Here is a 22,054-nt window from a genome sequence, read left to right as displayed (position 1 = left end):
TTTGCCCTCCTATAATAATCCAGAAAATCCAAAGAAGGCAATTGCCATAAGGCCTGCTGTAATTAATACAATCGGCGAGCCTTTGAAGGATTTTGATATGTCGTTATGTTCGATACGTTCACGGATTCCTGCCATAATTATAATTGCTATTGTAAATCCAACCGCTGTACCAAAACCATTCACAACACTTGTTAATAAGTTATATTCTTTTTGAACATTTATTAAGGCAACACCAAGAACTGCACAGTTTGTTGTAATTAATGGAAGATATACTCCAAGAGAATTATATAGACTTGGGCTAATCTTTTTCAGTACCATCTCTACAAATTGTACTAATGCTGCAATTACTATGATAAATACAATCGTTTGCATATAGGTTAAGTTCGTTGGCACTAAGATGAAATCATAAATCAAACTGGTACATGCGGATGCAATCGTAATTACGAAAATTACTGCCGCTCCCATACCTGCTGCTGTTTCAACTTTCTTTGATACTCCTAGGAACGGACATAGTCCCAAGAACTGACTTAAGACAACATTGTTAACCAAAGCAGCTCCAATTAATATAATAATTAGTTCTTTCATCTATTCTGTTCCCCCTTTTTTCCCTCTTTATCCTTTACTAATACTTCACGATTCGCAACGCAATCTGCTCCATGGCAACTACTACAATTACCACCACAAGCAATCACATCTTCTGCTCCTTCTATGTTTGTTGCTGAAGGTGCTTTGAATTTACTCTGAAGTGCTGTTAACATCGCAAGCACAAAGAATGCACCTGGTGCTAAGATAAAGATTGTTGCTGGTTCATAAGAGCTAGGCATAATATTTGCATTGAAGATAGAACCATTTCCAATAAATTCACGGAATGCTCCGATTAATGTTAGTCCTAATGTAAATCCTAACCCCATTCCCATACCATCAAAAATTGATAATCCAACAGGATTCTTTGAAGCATAGGATTCCGCTCTACCTAGTATGATACAGTTAACAACGATTAATGGAATATAGATTCCTAGTGTATCGTATAACGATGGAATATACGCTTGTAATACAAACTGTACAATTGTAACAAAGGAAGCAACCACTACAATAAATGCTGGCATTCTTACTCGATCAGGTATCATCTTACGCAACATAGAAATCAACATATTCGACATAATCAATACCACTGTTGTTGTTAAACCCATTCCCACACCATTCATAGCCGATGTTGTTACTGCTAGTGTTGGACACATTCCAAGCATCAACACGAAGGTAGGGTTTTCCTTAATAATACCATTAAATAAACGTTCCACATACTTATTCATCCCTACACCCCCTATTGAAATAAGCTATTCTTAGCAAAACAGATTCCTGCATTCACCGCCTCTGTTACTGCTTTTGTTGTAATTGTTGCACCACTCAGTGCATCTATCTCATTTTCCGCAGTTGCACCTACTTTACTATATGCGAATCCTTCTACGTTCTTATTTTTAAACTGATTCTTGAATTTATCTTCTGTTGCCTTCATTCCAAGACCCGCAGTCTCACTAATCGATAGAATCTCCACACCCGTTACCGTTCCATCAATACGAATTCCAAGTGATATCTTAATATCTCCTCCATAGCCATTCGCTGATGTCACATTCATTACATAACCTATTAGCGCCTTCGAGGAATCATATACTTCTAACGCCTCATCAATTGTAACACCTGAGAATGATGTTCCATTCGTAAGCGCTGTATCAGATAGCACTTCCTGTGATTTCTCTACTGCCGCTGTTACAATATCACTATCTTCAAAGGAAGCCGCATCTGTGAAAACCACTTGATATGCCTTCTGCTTTGCTTCCTGTTCCTTCTTCTTAATTGGATCTTTTGTTATCTCATATACAAATCCGAGTAATACTCCTGCAACCAATGTGATGCAAAACAATGCCAATGCGTCTTTTATAATCGTGTTCTTCTTTGTCTTACTCATGCTTTGCACGCTCCTTTCCAAATGGGGTTGGTAGCGTAACTTTCTCAATCAACGGAACTAGCAGATTGCAGAAAATAATTGCATAAGAAACACCTTCCGCAGAGCCACCGAATAGACGGAATATTCCTGTTAATACACCAAGTAATACACCAAACACAATCTGTCCCATTGGCGTAATTGGACTAGTTACATAATCCGTTGCCATAAAGAATGCACCAAGGATTAATCCTCCACCAAAAAGATGTGTTAATAAAAATGTTGGTTCAAATCCTTTTCCACCAAATATTAAGATGAACAGCATAAAGCTTCCTATATAAGTTAACGGAATACGAAGTGATATTACTTTTCTTAATAGAAGATAGATTGCTCCAATTAGTAACGCGATAGCTGATGTCTCACCTATCGTACCGGCTATATTTCCCAAGAACATTCTTGTAACAGATACTGTCTCCTCACCATTTTTTAATAGCGCAAGTGGTGTTGGGCCTGTGATTCCATCGTATGTAAATGTTGTCATTCTTCCTGTAAATGATATTAATAAAAAACATCTTGCCGCCAATGCCGGATTCATAAAGTTTTGTCCTAATCCACCATACAACTGTTTTACAATCAGAATTGCAAATACTCCACCAATAATCGGAATCCAAAGCGGAACACTAGAAGGTAAGTTCAGAGCCAATAGTAATCCCGTTACAAGTGCAGTAAAATCCGATGTTGTAACTCTCTTGTGCATACATTTTTGGTAGGTATATTCCGTTAACACACATGTTGCTATTGTTACTATAATAATCAATAATGCCTTCAAGCCAAAATTAACAACACCCGCCACACTTGCTGGAACTAATGCAAGTGCTACATCTCGCATAATCGTGTTTGTAGAAGCGTTACTTCTCACATGTGGCGATGCCGATACATTCAATAAATCGTTCACTATTTTGCACCTCTTCTCTCTATTTCTTTCTATTATCTAATATACTTCTTCTTGTCTGTTTAAATGCTTGTGTTAATCTTCGTTTTGCTGGACAAACGAATGTACAACAACCACATTCATAGCATTCCATACCATTCATCTTCACAAAGCCTTCATCGTTGAAGTTTTCTGCTTGTTCAAGCAACTTTTGTGGTACTAACTTACTTGGACAGGCTTGTACGCAACGTCCACATCGAATGCACGCTGTCGGTTCCTGCTTCGCCACTTCATCTTTTGTTATACATAGAAGTGCAGATGAAGTTTTTGTTACTGGTATATCTAACGAGAATAACGCAATACCCATCATTGGCCCACCAGATACAATCTTTTCTGGTTTCGTAACAAATCCGCCTGCTTCCTCTACCAATTCTCTATAATTTGTACCCGTCTTAACATTCATATTACATGGATTCTTTATCGCATCTCCTGTAACTGTTACAATTCTTCTTATAAGTGGTGTCGATTCACATACCGCCATATAGATTGATATAACCGTATCAACATTACTCACAATACAACCAGCATCCGAAGGTAACATAGATGAATTAATCTTTCTTCCTGTAGATGCATAGATTAACTGACGCTCTGCACCTTGTGGATATTTTGTTTTAAGAATCTTCACCTGCATTCTATCTTCCGTTGAAACAAGATCTTGCAACTTCTTAATTGCCTCTGGTTTATTATCCTCTATCGCTATAATTCCTTCTGCATTCTCAAACAACGCTAATTCTACTTTTAACCCTTTCACAATCTTCTCTGGCTCTTCCATCATCATTCGATAATCCGAAGTAAGATATGGCTCACACTCCGCACCATTTACAATGATATATTCAATCTTACTATCATCCTTTGGTGTGATTTTTACATGAGTAGGAAATCCTGCGCCACCCATACCAACGATACCAGCTTCCTTTACAATACTACGGATTTCTTCTTTGGATAATTTGGTATAATCACGTTTTTGCCCAAATGTAGGAATTGTTTCATAGTTATTATCATTCTCAACAACTATAACCACCTCTTTATTCCCAGATACAACAAGTCTCTTCTCAATCGCCTTTACTGTACCCGAAACAGACGCAACAATATTCGCAGATACAAAGCCTTGCGCTTCTCCTATAATTTCTCCTGCAAGAACTCTGTCCCCAACTGCTACCACAGGTTTTGCTGGCGCTCCAATATGCTGAGACATTGGATATACGAGTTCCCCTTTTGGTAAAACCACTTTAACAGGCTTGTCTTTAGATAACTCTTTACCTTCATAAGGATGAACCCCACCTATAAATGTTGCCAATCGCATTTTCATTCCCTCTTTTCCTTATTATTTTCAAATAGATCGTTACAATCTATTCACTTGTTTTAATAAAAATTCACAATTCGGCATATTAATTCATGATATACATTTCTTCCCTAACCGATATACGAATTGCTACGTATTTCACGCTCTCGTAATCCCAAAACATGAAACGCATGACCTTTTGCCCTTGTATCATTATATAAAAAAAATCACCCTTATTCAAGATTTGATATTTTTTTGGCAATCTTTCAATAAATTTATCATATCGTGTTCTTTTTAATGAAAGTAGCTTACAAAAAGAGCCCTGCCTATTAAATACGACGATATCTAATAAACAAGGCTCTTATTCTGTTAAAATGTACTTTTTATTATGGATTTTTATACATTATTCTCTTTCAGCAATACAAATATGTCTTTATGCAATGTGGCGATTGCAATTATACTTCATAAAACTTTGCTATCTTTTTCACGAACACAACGTTGAACAGTAGCAAGTGATACACGTGTCCCACAATTGGATATTAAAAAAGCTCTTCTTAGAGCTAATTCAATCTGCATTCACTTGTATAAAGTAATTCTATCATACTCCTATAGAAGTGTCAAACGATATTCTTTAGTGGTTTCAACAGTATATTTAACGATTCTTCAAAGTACTCTGTACTGTTTTTACTGTGTTCCTGCACATAATGATGTTCCCTTGGTATCACTCGTTGCGCCAACCCAAACAACAAAGTCAAAATAACTTCCATCTTATCGGAAGATTCCTCTTCCTTTCTTATACTTCCATCTCGTATCCCCTCATTATAATATCTTAAAGCGGGATTCTTATAGGTATAATTAAAAGAAACATACTCCTCTGCCTCGTCACTATCTGGATATACACCTGAAAATATCTGATCAAATTCATCTAAGAAACGTATCTTATTCGGATTTCTAATCATTGCTTTTGTCATAACATTAAGATACAATGCGAGTTTATCATACCCTTTCATATCCTCTGTTATTTGATTCTCAACCGATATTTCTTGTAACTCAACCAGTATGTCTTTCGCTATATAAAATGATATCGCTTCCTTACTAACAAAATGTCTATATAATGTACTTCTTCCTATACCTACTTGCTTCGCTATATCCTTCATCTCTGTCTTTTGCAATCCTTGTTGCATAAACATCTCTCTAGTCACTTCTATTATTCGTCTATCGACTTCATCTAATGTTCTCATACCCTTCTCACCTCTATACATGGCTTTCGTGCATCTTCAAAAACTTTTTACATGTTCCTCTTTAGCATTCTATTATTATAAAAACATATTGCTTGTCTTGTCAAGATTGTCATTGGTTAATGGATATTTCTAAAAAAAGAGCTACCATACCAAAATTCTTCAGCACGACAGCTCTCCATGATTATCTTTCTCCTACCTTATGCAGATATTTCTCTCTTGTTGCAAGACCACCCCGAATGTGCCTTTCCGACTTATTCAAATCAAGTACGACACGTGCTCGTTCAGCAAGGGCGCGATTAATATATGGAAGTCGCTCTGTCACATCCTTATGTACTGTTGATTTGGATATCCCAAATTTTTTTGCGGTCTGCCTTACTGTTGCATTGTAATCGATAATATAATTCGCTATATCGACTGCTCGCTCTTCTATGTACCCTTTCAAGAGGAGTCCCCCTAATAACCTTGTTTTTACAATCTATGCTTAGGGTAGGGATTTTATGCAGGGCGAATTGTACAATCGAGACTTTGGTAAATATCCAAAAACTATATCACCAAATATTTCTATCCCATTGTTTTCTATTTGATTTTCGTGTATAATATAATCGATAACAACAGAAAGGATGTGAGCTTATGAGATACTTAAGATCTAGTTTACCTGTAACAGCTGTTCAATTTGAATTGGACAAGGGTCTTGAAGATGGATTTGAGTTATGGAGTAAGATTGTAGTTAACGGTTGGATCAAAACTGACAAGCTAATTAAAGTCACTCGCGCAGATGGGACTGTTGTGTGCCCCTATATTGATACCCGACGCGGTCGTTCCTTTATTAAGAATGGCGATTATATTATTACAGAAGATACTGGGGACAAAATTGTATGCGGAGAAGATAAATTCTCTGAACGTTATAAACTTATTGAAGAATAGTAATTGCAAAAGAGGTTATTACAAAACTTATACACGCTTTGTAATAACCTCTTCTTTATAATTCTATGACAATCGTCCCCTAAAGTCTTCATATCCAAACGTTCGGATTACTTTTAACTCTTTTTCCTTACTATACAATACAATCGAAGGCAAGTTAATTCCATTAAACGTATTATTCTTAACCATAGAGTAATGAGACATATCACAAAACAGTAATCTATCTCCCTTTTGTAATGGCTCGTCAAAGGAATAATCTCCAATCACATCACCTGCCAAACAGGTTGCACTAGACAGACGATATGTGTATGCCAGTTCCGAATGTTCACCTGCACCTATAACCTGTGGTCGGTATGGCATCTCAAGTACATCCGGCATATGACATGCTGCCGAAGTATCTAACAGCGCAATATCCATTCCATTCTGCACAAAATCAAGCACCTTTGTCACTAACACGCCTGTATCAATACCAACTGCTTCACCAGGTTCAAGATATACCTCTACATCATATTGCTCCTTCACATGAGCAATTATCTTCTCTAACAAGGCAATATCGTAATCTGGTTTCGTAATATGATGTCCTCCACCAAAATTAATCCATTTCATCTGCTTCATATAAGGAGCAAATTTCTCTTCCACTGCTTTAAGAACACGTTCTAACACCTCAGAACCCTGTTCACACATCGCATGAAAATGAAATCCTTCTATCCCTTCCAATGCATTTGGGTTCTTCGCAAGCTCTTCCTCTAATCTAGCGATGGTGACTCCAAACCTCGAATATTGAAAACACGGATTATATAAATCAACATCCACTTCCGAATATTCTGGATTAATACGAAGCCCGCATGAGATATGTTTATCCACAGACATCGCCTTATTCTTAAAAGTTGTCCACTGTTCGAACGAGTTAAACACAATATGGTCACTAATACGTAAAATTTCATCAAACTCTTCCTCCCTATAAGCAGGAGAATAGATATGAACTTCCTTACCAAACTCTTCTCTACCAAGCTTCGCTTCAAACAAACCACTTGCAGTTGTACCACTTAGATATTTTGCTAGTAACGGATACACCGAAAACATAGAAAATGCCTTCTGCGCCAACAAAATCTTGCAACCAGTTTTCTTGATAACGCTTTCTAATATCTGTGCATTACGCTCCACAAGCTCTTCAATTACTAGATAGGATGGTGTAGGAACTTGGTTTATGATATCTATAGGAATCTCGATTCCTTCATATATTATAACATTTTTATCTTTATCAAATTGATTCATACAAACCCTCTTCTTATAAGTCTATCCTTATACATATCTCTTTATATATCTATATTCATATAGCCCAATGACTATTTTTAATATAACTATTCCAAACAGCACATAAAACCAAAGGCTGTCGCATAATACGTCTTAACCACAATATACAGTGATATATTTCAATTGATATCTCTGTATATTATAGAAAAATTTTATTTTGCAACAGCCCTTGTTAAATCACTCTATTCACTGTGTTCTACCTAAACAACCAGCAAAACCCTCTACTTGCTGTGACACTACTTGAAGTAACCAGCAAAACTCTCTACAACCTTCCCCGTACACACTTAGAAGTCCTTAGATGCGCAGTGTGTTTGTGCCATAGTATGACAGCTTAGAAGCCTTGGAAAGCCTAACAGAGTTTTGCGTGCCTTACTCTACAAGTGTAGGATTAAAGTCCTCAATCCATGGAAGACCATATTCATTCAATGCTTCCATGAATGGGTCTGGATCAAATTCTTCTACATTATACACACCTGGTTTTTTCCATTTACCAGTCATAACCATAGCCGCACCAATCATTGCTGGAACACCTGTTGTATAGGAAATCGCTTGTGAACCAACTTCTTTGTAGCATTCTTGGTGGTCACATACATTATATACATAGTATGTCTTCTCTTGTCCATCTTTTACACCTTTGAAGATACAACCGATATTTGTCTTTCCAACTGTTCTTGGACCTAATGAAGCTGGGTCAGGTAAGACTGCTTTTAAGAATTGTAATGGTACAATCTTCTTTCCTTCAAATTCAATTGGCTCAATAGAAGTCATTCCAACATTTTCAAGACATTTTAGATGTGTTAAATAACTTTGTCCAAATGTCATAAAGAAACGGATTCTCTTAATTCCTTTTATATTAATTCCTAAAGATTCTAACTCTTCATGATGAAGAAGGTACATATCTTTCTCTCCAACTTGGTCAAAATTATACACTCTCTTGATTTCCATTGGTTCTGTTTCTATCCATTCTCCATTTTCCCAGTAGCTGCCCTTTGCTGATACTTCACGAATGTTAATTTCAGGATTGAAGTTTGTAGCAAATGGATACCCATGGTCTCCACCATTACAATCAAGAATATCAATTTCATGAATCTCATCAAAATAATGTTTCATTGCATATGCAGAGAATACACCTGTTACACCTGGGTCAAATCCACATCCAAGTAGAGCTGTAATACCAGCTTTTTCAAAACGTTCCCTATAATCCCATTGCCATTTGTACTCAAATTTTGCAGTATCAAGTGGCTCATAGTTTGCCGTATCCATATAGTCTACTTTTGTTTCTAAGCAGGCATCCATAATCGTAAGGTCTTGATATGGAAGTGCTACGTTGATTACAAGGTCTGGTTTCACTTCATTAATTAACGCAACTAATTCTTCAACGCTATCTGCATCAACTTGAGCAGTTGTAATTTTTGTTTTTCCACCATCTAATTTTTCTTTTAATGCATCACATTTTGATTTCGTTCTACTTGCGATGCAAATTTCTTCGAATACCTCTGAGTTTTGACAACATTTATGAACAACAACGCTAGCAACTCCGCCAGCTCCAATTATTAACGCTTTTCCCATATCTTCATTCGAAACTACTCCTATATATGATTATCCCTCTTCCATAATCATCTGAGTAATTTCTTCCTCCTTTTCTCAACTAACTATTCTTCCTCTAACAACTCCATTACATAGTTCGGTAATGCAAATGCTCCAAGGTGCAAGTTTGTATTATAATACTTCGTTTTAAGTCCAAGTTTATTCCACGCATCTGCGTCCAAATCCTTAACTGGAGATAATCCTTTTGACGCAAAACCAAACAACCAATGACCTGATGGATATGTTGGTATATGCATTTGATACACAGTACTCACCGGGAATACCCCTTTGATATTCCTGTGTGCACGTTGCATTGCCTTCAAATCATTTTCATAGTATGGACTTTCATGCTGATTAATCAAAATTCCATTCTCTGTTAGTGCTTTATAACAGTTACCATAGAATTCTTTCGTAAACAATCCTTCTCCTGGACCAAATGGGTCTGTTGAATCTACAATAATTAAATCATATTCATCCACTGGCGTTCTTACAAACTTCAAGCCATCCTCGTAATGGATATGAACTCTTTTATCATCTAATTTACATGCCGTTTGTGGCAAATATTCTTTACATACGTTAACAACTTCACTATCAATCTCAACCATATCGATATGTTCGATTGTTTCGTATCTCGTTAATTCTCGTATCGTTCCGCCATCACCAGCCCCAATTACTAAAACTTTCTTAATAGCTGGATTTACCGCCATTGGCACGTGGGTAATCATCTCATGGTAGATAAATTCATCTTTCTCTGTAACCATAAGAAAACCATCTAATGTTAGTATTTTCCCGAATTCCTTCGTCTCAAATACATCAATTCTTTGAAAATCACCTTGTCTACTAACAAGTTGCTTATCTACTTTAATAGAAAAGCGGACATTCTTTGTATGTTCTTCCGTAAACCATAATTCCACAGACGTCATTCCTTCCGATTCTAAATCTCACAATCTATTACTACGTTAATATTTTCGATTTTCATATCTTCCGTACCTGTCATAAAGCAGCCTTTTTCCTTTGCGTACATGATATAATTAACAATATCATCTGTAATTCTTTCCCCAGGAGCTAAAATTGGAATCCCCGGTGGGTAACACATTACAAATTCTCCACAAATCATACCCGCACTCTCAGTAATAGGAACGGATTTCTTCTCTCCATAGAATGCTTTCTGCGGTGCCATAACAACATCTGGATTTATATATTCATGGCCAAACAGACCTGTTTTATCCTTCTCATACAAACGTTTAATCTCAGACAATGCAGAAATCAGACGTTCAATTTCAAGATTTCGATCACCAACCGAAATTATCGCTAGGATATTTCCGATATCACCAAACTCGATTTGAATATCATATTCATCACGAAGTAAGTCATACACTTCAATTCCCGCTAGTCCAACTGCTCTTGTATGAATGGATAATTTTGTTTTATCAAAAGCGCAAACTGCGTCATTATCTATTAATTCTTCCGAAAATGCATAGTATCCGCCTAATTTATTAATCTCTTCTCTCGCATAATCTGCAAATTCTACCGTCTTACGGAACATTTCTTTGCCATTTAGCCTAAGATTCTTTCTCGCAATATCAAGAGAAGCCATCAGCAAATACGAACCACTTGTTGTCTGTGTAAGGTTAATAACTTGTCTTACATAGTCTGCATTTACACTCTTATTACATAACAAAATAGAACTCTGTGTAAGAGATCCTCCTGTTTTATGCATACTAACGGACGCCATGTCAGCCCCTGCCGCCATAGCCGTTATTGGCATGTCCTCACCAAAGTAAAAATGTGCCCCATGCGCTTCATCCACTAGTACAAGCATACCGTGTTCATGAGCCAAGGTAACAATCCGTTGCAAATCTGAACAGATTCCATAATACGTTGGATTATTAACCAGTATCGCTTTCGCATCTGGATTATTCTTAATTGCCTCTTCTACATCTTTTACCGACATACCAAGAGGTATTCCAAGTTCTTTATTAATGCCCGGATTAATATAGATTGGCAATGCTCCACATACAACGAGTGCATTAATCGCACTACGATGTACATTTCTAGGCATAATAACCTTGTCGCCTGCTTTACAAGTAGACATTACCATCGCTTGTACCGCAGCTGTTGTTCCATTCACGATAAAAAATGCCTCATCCGCACCAAACGCATCCGCCGCCAATTCCTGTGCCTCCCGTATTACAGATACAGGATGGCACAGATTATCAAGCGGTTTCATGGAATTGACATCAAGTCTAAGACAAGTCTCTCCAAGGAAATGTTTCAACTCCTTGTTTCCTCGTCCTCCCTTATGTCCTGGTACATCAAAACGGGCAATTCGTTTGGAATCATGTTGTTTTAGAGCCTCATATAAAGGCATTCGTTCCTGTGATAGTTTTGCCATGATTTCCTCCTAATAGATATTCATACCACTAAAAATCTCAATCATTTCCTTACGAAGACTATCCGTTATGGCAAGTCTTTGTTTCGGTGGAAGCTCATAAGCATCTTGATTGAATAGGTAATTCTGTAATTCAATCTCCTTGATTAACATTTTCGTATGAAAAATATTGGACTGGTACACATTTACATCGATTGCGTCATAACGTTCTAGTGTCTTTTCATCAATGTAATTTTGTATCGATGTGATATCATGGTCAATAAAAAACTTCTTACCTTCAACATCTCGCGTAAAACCACGTACTCGATAATCAATCGTTATGATATCCGAGTCAAAGCTTGAAATCAGGTAATCTAAAGCGTTTAGTGGTGATACTTCACCACACGTAGATACATCAATATCTACACGAAAAGTGGAAATTGCATTATCCGGATGATATTCAGGAAATGTATGTACCGTTACATGACTCTTATCGAGATGAGCATGTACCATGTCACGTTTTTCCGTTACATATTTGCCTAAATTACAGGATTCATCAATACGTTCCGTTGCAAGGGAATCTTCTGCTATAAGAATATTCACGCTTGCTCCTTGTGGTTCATAATCCTGTTTTGAGATATTAAGGATATGTGCACCAATCATATCGGTTACATCACATAATATCTTCGTTAATCTGTCCGAGTTATATTGCTCGTCAATATATCTGATATAATCTTTTTGCTCTCGCTCACTTTTTGCATAGCAAACATCATAGATGTTGAAGCTAAGTGTTTTTGTGAGGTTGTTAAAGCCATACAGTGTCAGCTTTTTTTCCAACCCTAACATCACAACCTTTCTATACGATTTTGCAGTATCATAGTGCGCAACTACTTCCTATCTCTGCAATTATGCTCTAACCAACATGCCCTTATTCTGTATACAAAACATACGATATAAAATACTAGTATATGCACAATAAATATATCTATTATATTTTATTTCACGCAAAATTAGTCAACGCTAACATTGCAGATTTTTGTATTATTATCACGTTATTAGTAGCTCTCAATAGCTTACCATGTTTTTGATTAAATAGCAATTATAGAAATGATGATTTCATGTTAATTATGTTTAAATTTTTGTTACAGTTCAGCCTAAATGCCATGCCAGCTCGATTACGCTACGCTACATCTCGCTGCGGCTAAGCGCCGTATGGATATGCAACAAGTTTTAATAGATTCGTTCATAATGTATAGCCTATTATCGGAAAGTGTGATACACTAATTTCCGACAGGATTTTTGGCTATTATATCCTTTTGTTATACCCAAATAAGGATAATATAAAGCCCAATTATCAATATTATATATAAGAGTAAAACTACATTACTGAATTAGGAGGCACCAAATGAAAAAAACGTATTTATTTTTAAACATTTTAACACTACTTATCTGCGTATGTTTAATACCGATTAATCTTTTTCTTGCATTTTTCCCAGAATGGCTTGTTGGAATCTTTGTATTACTCTCTGCCTTAACACTTGTTATCTTTTACATAAAAGGAAAAGGAAAAAAACTATCAAAGATTCTACTTACGACCGTTACAACTATTACTGTCGTTTTTTCAGCATTTGCTTCCTACTGCAACCCATACTGGAACAGCTTACTGTTTAAGGATTATCCTAATTCCAATGACTATAATCAAGTATTAACTTTTAATCAAGCCAAAGAAGATATTGACTGCATGATGAAATATCTAAAGAAAGACCATCCGTTGTTTTTGAATTCCACTCCAGCCCCTCTTCAGCAGGCGTATGACAAATCGATTGCCAATCTTAAAAACTCACAACAGATCACTGTTAATAGCCTTCTTCGTGAAATGCATCGAATCTTAGCCGTTCTTCACGATGGGCATACTACTGTCTACGATTGTTATAGTAATACACATCACATGAAATATATGTATCAATTATCAAACGGCGGTTATTCTCTATCGAAAGTAAACGGCAAGACAATTCCACAATTGTTTGAAGATACTTCTGATTTATTCAGTTATGAAATGGAAAGCTGGGGAATACAGCAATTAAAAAGTGATTTAACTACCCTAGAAGGTCTTGACTTACTTGGTATCGACACCAAAGAAGGGATTACCTATACCTACGAAAGCGAAAACGGTTCAGCCGAATCCGTTACGTGCTATGCTTCGGATTTCCTAATTCGTGATGAATACTATCTATATAACGAGATAGATCCTACACAAACAGAACCGGATAACTTTGTATCTTATGCAATTGACGAGGATAAAAGTCTTGCAATTCTCACGCTTAACCGTTGTTGGTTTAATGATGAATACTGCAAGTGCCTAAACGATATGTTCACTGAGGTAAAAGAAAAGAAGATAAGAAATGTTGCAGTTGATTTACGTGCTAATGGTGGTGGTGCTTCTGCTGTTGCATTTGAATTGATACGTTATCTAGACGTGGACTCCTATAATGTAGGTACTATAAAATGGCGTTTTGGTTTTTTCAATTTCTGCGACAATGATGACAACATGGTTAACCAAAAATACCATGCTCTTACTTTTGATGGCGAACTCTATCTATTAACCTCTAACAATTCTTTTAGTTCAGCAATGCAGTTTGCTGAATATATTAAGGATAATAAACTTGGTATCATTATTGGAGAAGCACCTGGAAATACACCAGAAGGATATGGGGAAACAGCCACTTTTCTGTTGCCGAATTCAAAACTATTTTTTCAAGTTTCAACCAAGCAGTTTTTCCGTGCTGATAAAACAGTGCAAGAGAATGTAGTATCTCCTGATATTGCATGTAGCAGGGAGAAAGCGGTTGAGGAGCTTTTGAAGGCAATTGAATAGGTAAGCACTGTTAGATTATAATATCAGATTATAAAAGGGCTGTTGCAAAATAAAATTTTTCTACAATATTCAAGGATATCTATTAAGAATATCACTATATATTGTTGTTAAAGTTTATTTCTGCGACAGCCCCTTATTAATACGGTTCTCTTCGTTATTTCTTGCGAATATAAAAGGTTCTTGTATACGGATTTTCATCTCCGCCCACCTCGCCTATAACTTTTTCAAAATCATCTACATTGAAATCAGGAAAAAAAACATCGCCGTTCTCAACCTCAAGATCTATCTCTGTGATATACATTTTACTCACAAGTGGTATTGCTTCCTTAAACAATCCATAACCACCGCATATGAATATCTTGCTATCTCCCGCCATTTCAATTGCTTGCTGTAATGTCTTAGCCGTCACCAAATTTTCTCCTGTATAATTCGCAGTACTCGAAACCACGATATTCCTTCTGTTCGGCAAAGGATGTCCTATCTCATCATAAGATTTTCTTCCCATAATCACAGCATTTCCAATAGTCAATTCTTTGAACTGCTTCTGTTCCCCTTTAATTTTCCACGGAATCTGCCCTTCTTTTCCAATCACATTGTTCTTGGAACGTGCTACAATTAAACTTATATCGCTTTTCTCCATAAGTCCCCCTCTATCTTCTCGAATCCAAATTCCCCATCGCTGTGTACATCTCAGGTCTTCTGTCACGGAATACTCCCCAGCCAATTCGTAAATCCCAGATTTCATCTAAATCAAATTCTGCAACAAGTACCCCTTCTGACTCACGGTCTGCACTTGCAACGATTGCACCTGTCTCATCAGCAATAAAGGAAGATCCATAGAACTTCATACTACTATCACCTTCTGTCTCTATTCCAATGCGATTCGATGCGATAACAGGCATAATATTGGCTGCTGCATGTCCTTGCATACAACGTCTCCAGTGCTCCATGCTATCTACTGTCATAACTGGTTCTGAACCGATTGCGGTTGGATATAACAAAATCTCTGCACCCATAAGTGCCATACATCTTGCGCTTTCTGGAAACCATTGATCCCAGCAGATTCCCACGCCAACTTTACCGTATCTTGTATCCCACACTTTAAATCCTGTATCGCCAGGCGAGAAATAGAATTTCTCTTCATAACATTCTCCACATGGAATATGTGTCTTACGATATGTTCCAAGAACTGTTCCATCTGCATCAATCATTGCTACCGTATTGAACGTCGTATTGCCTGCTGCCTCATAAAAACTAACAGGTATCACTACCCCTAGTTCCTTTGCAATGTTTTTAAAATGATTTACGGCAGGATTTTCTTCCAACGATGTTGCTAGACGATAATATTCATAAACTTCCTTCTGGCAAAAGTAAGGCATCTCGAACAACTCTTGTAGTAATATAATATTTGCTCCTTGCTCTGCTGCTTGTCTTACAAGCGATTCTGCCTTTTGTAATGTTTCTTCTTTATTCCAAGAACACGCCATTTGTGTAGCTGCTACTTTAACTTTTCTCATAATTTCTCCTTTACTTCTCTACTGGTACTTGTTGCGTAATACAATGAATATTGCCTCCACCAATAAGAATATTTCTCGTTGGCAACTGAATTACCTCTCTATCAGGAAATAATCTTACAAGCACCTCTTTTGCTTTCTCATCCATCGGATCATCAAATCCCGGCATAACAATACCTTTATTAGCAATATAGAAATTCACATAGGAAGCCGCCAATCGTTCTCCCTCTTCCCTTGTCGGTTCATCTTCACACCATGCGATTCCTTCACAATCGTCTTTTGTCATATGAATCGGACTTGGAAGCGGCAGTTTATGTATCACCATCTTTCGTCCTTTTGCATCCACTTCGTTACTTAGTATGTCATAGCAACTCTTTGACATTGCATATTGTGGGTCTTCCTCATTATCCGTCCATGCAAGAACTACTTCTCCCGGTTTAACAAATACACAAACATTATCTATATGCTCATTTGTCTCATCTAGATAAATTCCGTTCTTCAACCAGATAACCTTGTCCACATTCAGATATCTTTTAAGCATTTCTTCAATCTCAGACTTGCTCATATCTGGATTACGACCTTCACTAAGCAAACAAGCTTCCGTAACCATCGCAGTTCCTTCTCCGTCTACATGAATTGCTCCACCTTCTAATACAAAATGTCTTGCATTATACACATCTCTCTGCTCTAAGTCACAAACTTTTCTTGCCACTTTGTTATCCTTATCCCATGGAAAATACAGACCATCTTCTAGTCCTCCCCAAGCATTAAAGTACCAATCAATTCCTCTTACTTCACCTTTATCATCAACAACAAATGTAGGCCCACAATCTCTAGCCCATGCATCATCTGTTGACATCTCTACTACTCGAATTTCCTCTGGTAACATACGTCTAGCTGTATCGTATTCCTTTTCACTAACAAGCATAGTAACCTGTTCAGAACGCTGAATTGCTCTTGCTACTTCTACAAATTCTTTCTTTGCTGCAATCCCACCAAATTGCCAAGAGTCTGCTCGTTCTGGCCAAATCATATAGCACCCTTGATGCTTCTCATATTCTGCTGGCATACGAAAGCCATCTTCTCTAGGTGTTGATTTGAGTATTCTCATTCCATTTAACCCTTTCATAACTATATAAGTGACTATCACTTATAGATATCATCTTGCGATAATACCTTGTAAAAAAATATTTATACAGTTACGTCCTTTCTTGTATTATATCTATTTATATCAGTTACTTAAATTTTTCATTTTTATAATACCATATATATATCACCTTTAAAATGTATCCAGATATTAAAATTTATAAATACCTTTTTCAAAACCCGATAATATTAGGCATCTTCACAATTGACGTTCATTTTCAACTGTGCTAATATTCAAGAAAACATCACTTTAGGACAGCAACACCATCGCCCTAACATCGGGAGGCTTATAATGAAATTACTAAAGCAACTTTGTATTATCTTTGGACTATGTCTAGCTGGAATTGGCATTTCCGCCATACTTCCCTTCACATTTCCTTCTAGCTTAATAAGCATGTTACTGCTTCTTTTTCTATTAATAACAAAAATTATTAAACCAGAATCCATTAAAGAAACCGCCGAATTTCTATTAGAAACCATGGCATTCCTATTCATCCCTGTCGGTGTTGCAATTATAGAACAATACTCTTTCCTAAAAGGTAAGATTCTTATCATTGCATTAATTTGTATTGTTACTACCATTCTTACATTTTTGGTGACTGTTTACACCATTAGTGCTGTAATGAAACTTATGAGTAAAGGAGAAAACAAGGATGAACACATTTCTAAATAGCCCGTTTTTTGGTTTAACACTTAGCTTTGGCGTCTATATACTATGCAAATTTTTAAACACAAAGATAAACCTTGCCCTATTAAATCCACTATTACTAACAACTATCATTATTATTGCGATCCTTACTGTGTTTCATATTCCTCTTGAATCCTACAATGTTGGTGGCAATATTATTTCTGCTTTCCTTGCTCCTGCAACAACAGTCCTTGCCTATTCTATTTATCGACAAATCGCTTTGCTTAAAAAGAATTTTGTTCCGATTGCAATTGGCTGTCTTGCCGGTAGTATAACTTCCATGAGTAGTACATTTCTATTATGCAAAGCATTTGGCATCGACTCTACCCTTACTGCTTCCATGATTCCTAAATCTGTTACTACTCCAATCGCAATGGAAGTAAGCTCTAGTTTATCTGGCATCCCTTCTATCACGGTTGCAGTTGTTGTTGTAACTGGAATACTAGGCTCTATGGTATGCCCTATCTTAATTAAGTTACTACGAATCAAGAACAAGGTTGCCACTGGTGTCGCGATTGGCACTTGCAGTCATGCTGTTGGCACTTCAAAAGCTATCGAACTTGGCGAAATTGAAGGCGCAATGAGCGGTATCGCCATTGGTGTATCTGGCATCATTACTGTTATCATTGCCTTGTTTCTATAAGTACTACATAACTCTACAACACAATACTTTTTAAATAATGCCCATCTCTTTTGCCGCCTCGTTCCAATAGCGAGGCGGTATATGATTCCAGTCCACTTCCTCCATATCCTTAGCAGCAATATCGTAGGCTCTCTTTACACAAGGTGGTGCATAATTCACTCCATCCTCTATCGAACGCAAGATACAACGCATCCACAGATAGGCTTTCTCTTTCATTTCACTTGCTTCAAATTCTCGTTCTAATTCCCGAAAATCATACGGAATCGTTTGAAACTCAAATTTCCACTTATCTTCAACCCATTCCATCACAGCCATATGTGCACTTTTCTTGCAACCAATTGGCACACCTACAGAACCTGGATTTATAATCAACTTCCCTTCATACTCATAAGCAAATTGTCTATGCGTATGTCCACATAACATATATTTATAAGGTATACCTTCTAGTACGCCCTTTGTATTTTCTGCACCTTCATACAAAAGTTCTCTTGAATTCTCTAAAGAACCATGCGCAAGTATAATTGGTTCTCGCCCTTCCATCTCAACAATTCCTGTATTTGACAAACTTTCAAACCAACGAATATCCTCGCTCTTCAAATTCTCATACGTATATAATAAATTCCCTGTATTCGCTTCGTATACCCAGTTATCAGGATATCCCTCATCATGTCTAATAAAATACTCTTCTCGATTACCTCTTATACACCAAACCTCATACGACTGCCTAATCCTACTTAATAATTCCAAAGTAACCTGCGGATTCGGACAATCACTAACATAATCCCCAAGCAAAATTATCTTCTTGATACCCTGCTCATCAATATAACGCAAACAAGCCTCTAACGCCAAATGATTACTGTGTATATCACTTAAAACTGCAATCCTCATAACGAAATACCCCCTTTCTATCATGTCCTGCCATTACTATTCCAAATAAAGCCTATAACATATTACCTATTTCATTCCACCAAACAGATTTCTAAATTGATACCTTGAAAATTCTCTCGACAATTTACATTATAATCGTTTTCTTCTCTATACGCAATTTCAAGAATTATGTTTTCTATTTGTGCGTCACTTTATAAGGCTATTACTATTCATACATAGTATTCATATTAGTAAAATCCAAGCATTTTAAAGTTTTCCTATAATTAAGAAACGATAACGAAATACCTATCGTACTTCTTAGTGTGTAGTGTGTTTCAAAGGAATGTATAACTTGTATCTTTGAATAAAAGAGCATCCTAAATTTAGGAACAAAAAAACCGATGGCTCTGACTATGATTAGTCTACACCATCAGTTTTATAAAGTTTCAGCAACTTATTTACAAAAGAATACTTCTCTATATTCTGTTCCATCAAAATATTTGATACAACCAACTTGCGGATTTTGTTCATCTAGATCTTCAAATTTAATTTGATTGTGTATAGAGGCATTTTTATAATTATTTTTTGTGAAGACAAATTCATCACCATCATCAGAATCACTGTCAAAAAAATCATTACGACCAAAGCCAATGATACCAGTACTATTGTAATACCGACCAGTAACATAATCGTTTATATGAATAGGTGTGTTTTTACATCCAGAAATAAAGGTTATGTTTCCGCGCATTAACCAGCCTATTTTGGTTTTACTCAAATACATATTTGAAAATTCTAAAACGATCTCGGATTCCTTTCCATAATCAGGAATTTGGCAAGTGATTTGAAAGTATTCATTTAATCCATCATAAGGATTCGTAATAGAGCCTTTTTCAGTTGTTGTATCAATGGACATAGGAGATTCTAGATTTGATATTGGTTTAGTGTTGCTGTTGGTAGCATCTTTGTTTTTGCAAGCTGTTAAAGATGCAACACAAAATAGTATAAGTAAAAGTTTTTTCTTCATAAGTAACCTTTCTGTTAAATTGGTTGTTTTGAGACTAGATATTTATGTAATAAGTTGTGCTACTAACATATCTACCAAAATTAGTTTTATGCTTCAATATTAATCAATTGTATAGGAGGTAGTATTATAAATTAAGTCCACTCTATTAAGAGCGGAATTGCTAGCCTTAATTTTACTTGCATATAAATTCATATTGTTAAGATAAAAAGTAGCATTATAATAAGTTGCGCTAAGTGAAAAGTCTTCTACTGTGCCAGACGTATTGGTAAAAAAGTGTGCCATTGAATTTTTTACAACTTGTTTGGCTGCTTCATATCTAGAAGGAGCAATATTGATATCATCGGCATCAACGGTAGGTGATTTGAAGTAATCGGTATGTTTAATGCGAATATATTTTTTACTCTTAGTATCGAATTTATATGCACTATGAGCAAAAATATCACTTGCTTGATGTAATGCCATACCCCAAATAAATAGTTTCCTGCTTTTAGCATCACTTATTAGTGATGAAATACTAGTATAACTAATGTTTTTAACTTTAAAAGTGGAGAATATATCCATATCAGAAGACTTATAGGAATATGTAGTAGTACCACCAGAGTTGTTTGCAACCATAGTTAAATAAATATAAGAAGCTAAGTAGTTTTTGGTGTAGTATCCGTGAAATTGTGGATACTCTGTTATACCTGCTAGTTCACTATTAAGAGGTTTAAGTTCTTTGCTTCCATCTTGATCTTGCCATATAGCACCTAGTTTAAGTAATTTTAACTGAGTACTAGTTAAAACGTAGCTACTTGTAGTATTATCAACTATTGTTTCGTGAGTTTTTTGAGTCCATGTCCCTGTAACATAATCCACATCCTCAAAGATAGGAATAATAGTTTCATTGTCTTCTAATTCGTCAGTTGGAATAATAGTTTCGGTAGTCTCTATTTCTGTATATAATTCTTTAAATGCGTCATATTGCTCAAGAGCAAAGTTTAAATCTACAAGACCATTTCCATATTCGTTTTTGTCGCCATATAAGTTTGCGGAATAGTTTATTAACTGTCTAATAAAGTCATTCGTACAACTTAAATCTTTTTGCCAAAGAACAGATGCAACACCTGTAACGTGATGGGCAGCCATACTTGTACCATCATGAATTGCAACACCATCGAAAGCACCAGAAGACATAACCTGTTCACCTGGGGCTACAATTTCTAGTGTATCTCCTTGTGCACTTGCATCACTAACTTCTCCAAGACTATTTACTGAACCTACTGCCATTACTTCATCGTATGCTGCGGGATATTCAACGATACCATTATTTCCTGCGGCTGCAATAACTAGAATATTAGCATCTTTAGCATCTTTGATAGCTTTATGTAATATTTCTGAATTCGTAGTTGTTCCAAAACTGATATTAATGATGTTCACTCCTTCATCAATTGCCCAGTATATGGCATCGACTACACGACTAATTGGAGAAGATAGATTCACATCAAGTACTCTTGCAGAGTACAATTGCACATTTGGATTTATACCAGTAATACCTTCGTTATTATCTTTGGCAGCAATGATACCAGCAACGCTCGTTCCGTGTCCCGATAAATCTTCGAATAGTACAAACATATCGTCATTCGTATCACAGATAAAATCTTTTCTTTGA

The 22,054-nt window shown here is 36.4% G+C and carries 22 protein-coding genes; 4 read left to right on the top strand and 18 right to left on the bottom strand.

Features of this window, described 5'->3' with window-relative positions; translation table 11 throughout:
* Window positions 1-9 precede the first annotated feature (9 nt).
* From rsxA to spoIIID, 7 genes are all read right to left on the bottom strand, one after another.
* Entirely contained in the window at window positions 10-585 is a 576-nt protein-coding gene (gene rsxA / locus RMR19_RS02430) for an electron transport complex subunit RsxA (protein ID WP_310601901.1), read from the bottom strand.
* Complete coding sequence (locus RMR19_RS02425) at window positions 582-1,310, bottom strand: electron transport complex subunit E (RefSeq protein ID WP_310601900.1); 729 nt, start codon at window positions 1,308-1,310, stop codon at window positions 582-584. Before RMR19_RS02425 ends, rsxA begins: the two co-directional genes overlap by 4 nt.
* 11 nt (window positions 1,311-1,321) lie before the next feature.
* Window positions 1,322-1,963: an RnfABCDGE type electron transport complex subunit G gene (locus tag RMR19_RS02420; protein ID WP_310601899.1), complete on the bottom strand. Its 642-nt coding sequence runs from the start codon at window positions 1,961-1,963 to the stop codon at window positions 1,322-1,324.
* Complete coding sequence (locus RMR19_RS02415) at window positions 1,956-2,894, bottom strand: RnfABCDGE type electron transport complex subunit D (RefSeq protein WP_310601898.1); 939 nt, start codon at window positions 2,892-2,894, stop codon at window positions 1,956-1,958. The genes RMR19_RS02420 and RMR19_RS02415 overlap by 8 nt, the downstream gene beginning before the upstream one ends.
* Window positions 2,895-2,913: 19 nt before the next feature.
* The gene (gene rsxC / locus RMR19_RS02410) at window positions 2,914-4,233 is read right to left on the bottom strand and encodes an electron transport complex subunit RsxC (protein WP_310601979.1); all 1,320 of its coding nucleotides are present in this window, start codon (window positions 4,231-4,233) and stop codon (window positions 2,914-2,916) included.
* Window positions 4,234-4,829: 596 nt separating this feature from the next.
* Window positions 4,830-5,453, bottom strand: coding sequence for a TetR/AcrR family transcriptional regulator (locus RMR19_RS02405; RefSeq protein WP_310601897.1), 624 nt, complete (start codon window positions 5,451-5,453; stop codon window positions 4,830-4,832).
* Between the two features lie 181 nt (window positions 5,454-5,634).
* Window positions 5,635-5,895 (bottom strand): sporulation transcriptional regulator SpoIIID, encoded by a 261-nt coding sequence (gene spoIIID, locus RMR19_RS02400; protein ID WP_310601896.1) that lies wholly within the window; start codon window positions 5,893-5,895, stop codon window positions 5,635-5,637.
* A 188-nt stretch (window positions 5,896-6,083) separates the two neighbouring features.
* On the opposite strand from spoIIID, the gene RMR19_RS02395 reads away from it, so the two are divergent.
* The gene (locus tag RMR19_RS02395; RefSeq protein ID WP_310601895.1) at window positions 6,084-6,377 is read left to right on the top strand and encodes a hypothetical protein; all 294 of its coding nucleotides are present in this window, start codon (window positions 6,084-6,086) and stop codon (window positions 6,375-6,377) included.
* Window positions 6,378-6,440: 63 nt separating this feature from the next.
* On the opposite strand, the gene nspC is transcribed toward RMR19_RS02395, so the two are convergent.
* The 5 genes from nspC to speD form a co-directional block, all read right to left on the bottom strand.
* Window positions 6,441-7,649, bottom strand: a complete 1,209-nt coding sequence (gene nspC, locus RMR19_RS02390) for a carboxynorspermidine decarboxylase (RefSeq protein ID WP_310601894.1) — start codon at window positions 7,647-7,649, stop codon at window positions 6,441-6,443.
* Window positions 7,650-8,057: 408 nt separating this feature from the next.
* Complete coding sequence (locus tag RMR19_RS02385) at window positions 8,058-9,257, bottom strand: saccharopine dehydrogenase family protein (protein ID WP_310601893.1); 1,200 nt, start codon at window positions 9,255-9,257, stop codon at window positions 8,058-8,060.
* Window positions 9,258-9,340: 83 nt separating this feature from the next.
* Window positions 9,341-10,189, bottom strand: a complete 849-nt coding sequence (gene speE, locus RMR19_RS02380; RefSeq protein WP_310601892.1) for a polyamine aminopropyltransferase — start codon at window positions 10,187-10,189, stop codon at window positions 9,341-9,343.
* 20 nt (window positions 10,190-10,209) lie between these two features.
* Window positions 10,210-11,670: an aminotransferase class I/II-fold pyridoxal phosphate-dependent enzyme gene (locus RMR19_RS02375; RefSeq protein ID WP_310601891.1), complete on the bottom strand. Its 1,461-nt coding sequence runs from the start codon at window positions 11,668-11,670 to the stop codon at window positions 10,210-10,212.
* 9 nt (window positions 11,671-11,679) lie between these two features.
* On the bottom strand, window positions 11,680-12,483 hold the full coding sequence (speD, locus tag RMR19_RS02370; RefSeq protein WP_334308189.1) for an adenosylmethionine decarboxylase: 804 nt from the start codon (window positions 12,481-12,483) through the stop codon (window positions 11,680-11,682).
* 568 nt (window positions 12,484-13,051) lie between these two features.
* Here speD and RMR19_RS02365 point away from each other — a divergent pair.
* Window positions 13,052-14,521, top strand: coding sequence for a S41 family peptidase (locus RMR19_RS02365; protein ID WP_310601889.1), 1,470 nt, complete (start codon window positions 13,052-13,054; stop codon window positions 14,519-14,521).
* 154 nt (window positions 14,522-14,675) lie between these two features.
* Here the strand turns inward: RMR19_RS02365 and RMR19_RS02360 are convergent, their stop codons facing one another.
* From RMR19_RS02360 to aguA, 3 genes are read right to left on the bottom strand one after another with little or no spacing between them, the layout of a single operon-like run.
* Window positions 14,676-15,161 carry a dihydrofolate reductase gene (locus RMR19_RS02360; protein WP_310601888.1) on the bottom strand — a complete coding sequence of 162 codons (486 nt, stop codon included), beginning with the start codon at window positions 15,159-15,161 and terminating at the stop codon, window positions 14,676-14,678.
* 10 nt (window positions 15,162-15,171) lie between these two features.
* On the bottom strand, window positions 15,172-16,038 hold the full coding sequence (gene aguB, locus RMR19_RS02355) for an N-carbamoylputrescine amidase (protein WP_310601887.1): 867 nt from the start codon (window positions 16,036-16,038) through the stop codon (window positions 15,172-15,174).
* Window positions 16,039-16,048: 10 nt separating this feature from the next.
* Entirely contained in the window at window positions 16,049-17,146 is a 1,098-nt protein-coding gene (aguA, locus tag RMR19_RS02350; protein ID WP_334308188.1) for an agmatine deiminase, read from the bottom strand.
* Between the two features lie 327 nt (window positions 17,147-17,473).
* Between aguA and RMR19_RS02345 the strand changes: the two genes are divergently transcribed.
* Together RMR19_RS02345 and RMR19_RS02340 are read left to right on the top strand one after the other, a co-directional pair.
* A complete protein-coding gene (locus RMR19_RS02345) occupies window positions 17,474-17,854 on the top strand; it encodes a CidA/LrgA family protein (protein ID WP_310601885.1) in 381 nt (126 codons plus the stop codon).
* Complete coding sequence (locus tag RMR19_RS02340; protein ID WP_310601884.1) at window positions 17,835-18,512, top strand: LrgB family protein; 678 nt, start codon at window positions 17,835-17,837, stop codon at window positions 18,510-18,512. Before RMR19_RS02345 ends, RMR19_RS02340 begins: the two co-directional genes overlap by 20 nt.
* A gap of 30 nt (window positions 18,513-18,542) precedes the next feature.
* On the opposite strand, the gene RMR19_RS02335 is transcribed toward RMR19_RS02340, so the two are convergent.
* From RMR19_RS02335 to RMR19_RS02325, 3 genes are all read right to left on the bottom strand, one after another.
* A complete protein-coding gene (locus tag RMR19_RS02335) occupies window positions 18,543-19,400 on the bottom strand; it encodes a metallophosphoesterase family protein (RefSeq protein WP_310601883.1) in 858 nt (285 codons plus the stop codon).
* A 433-nt stretch (window positions 19,401-19,833) separates the two neighbouring features.
* Window positions 19,834-20,403, bottom strand: a complete 570-nt coding sequence (locus tag RMR19_RS02330; protein ID WP_310601882.1) for a hypothetical protein — start codon at window positions 20,401-20,403, stop codon at window positions 19,834-19,836.
* Between the two features lie 99 nt (window positions 20,404-20,502).
* Window positions 20,503-22,054, bottom strand: a 1,552-nt coding sequence (locus tag RMR19_RS02325) for a S8 family peptidase (RefSeq protein ID WP_310601881.1), incomplete at its 5' end; no start/stop codon positions are given.

The organism is Anaerosporobacter sp. (assembly GCF_031551385.1).
Classification (GTDB): Bacteria; Bacillota; Clostridia; order Lachnospirales; family Lachnospiraceae; genus Anaerosporobacter.
The sequence above is the reverse complement of the archived record's forward strand: the minus strand, read 5'-3'. Positions and strand labels throughout refer to the sequence as shown.

Bases quoted from the DNA above. Each gene is read 5' to 3' on its own strand.
- rsxA (WP_310601901.1), bottom strand. From the start codon at position 585: ATGAAAGAACTAATTATTATATTAATTGGAGCTGCTTTGGTTAACAAT.
- RMR19_RS02425 (WP_310601900.1), bottom strand. From the start codon at position 1,310: ATGAATAAGTATGTGGAACGTTTATTTAATGGTATTATTAAGGAAAAC.
- RMR19_RS02420 (WP_310601899.1), bottom strand. From the start codon at position 1,963: ATGAGTAAGACAAAGAAGAACACGATTATAAAAGACGCATTGGCATTG.
- rsxC (WP_310601979.1), bottom strand. From the start codon at position 4,233: ATGCGATTGGCAACATTTATAGGTGGGGTTCATCCTTATGAAGGTAAA.
- RMR19_RS02405 (WP_310601897.1), bottom strand. From the start codon at position 5,453: ATGAGAACATTAGATGAAGTCGATAGACGAATAATAGAAGTGACTAGA.
- RMR19_RS02395 (WP_310601895.1), top strand. From the start codon at position 6,084: ATGAGATACTTAAGATCTAGTTTACCTGTAACAGCTGTTCAATTTGAA.
- nspC (WP_310601894.1), bottom strand. From the start codon at position 7,649: ATGAATCAATTTGATAAAGATAAAAATGTTATAATATATGAAGGAATC.
- RMR19_RS02385 (WP_310601893.1), bottom strand. From the start codon at position 9,257: ATGGGAAAAGCGTTAATAATTGGAGCTGGCGGAGTTGCTAGCGTTGTT.
- RMR19_RS02375 (WP_310601891.1), bottom strand. From the start codon at position 11,670: ATGGCAAAACTATCACAGGAACGAATGCCTTTATATGAGGCTCTAAAA.
- RMR19_RS02365 (WP_310601889.1), top strand. From the start codon at position 13,052: ATGAAAAAAACGTATTTATTTTTAAACATTTTAACACTACTTATCTGC.
- RMR19_RS02360 (WP_310601888.1), bottom strand. From the start codon at position 15,161: ATGGAGAAAAGCGATATAAGTTTAATTGTAGCACGTTCCAAGAACAAT.
- aguB (WP_310601887.1), bottom strand. From the start codon at position 16,038: ATGAGAAAAGTTAAAGTAGCAGCTACACAAATGGCGTGTTCTTGGAAT.
- aguA (WP_334308188.1), bottom strand. From the start codon at position 17,146: ATGAGAATACTCAAATCAACACCTAGAGAAGATGGCTTTCGTATGCCA.
- RMR19_RS02345 (WP_310601885.1), top strand. From the start codon at position 17,474: ATGAAATTACTAAAGCAACTTTGTATTATCTTTGGACTATGTCTAGCT.
- RMR19_RS02340 (WP_310601884.1), top strand. From the start codon at position 17,835: ATGAACACATTTCTAAATAGCCCGTTTTTTGGTTTAACACTTAGCTTT.
- RMR19_RS02335 (WP_310601883.1), bottom strand. From the start codon at position 19,400: ATGAGGATTGCAGTTTTAAGTGATATACACAGTAATCATTTGGCGTTA.
- RMR19_RS02330 (WP_310601882.1), bottom strand. From the start codon at position 20,403: ATGAAGAAAAAACTTTTACTTATACTATTTTGTGTTGCATCTTTAACA.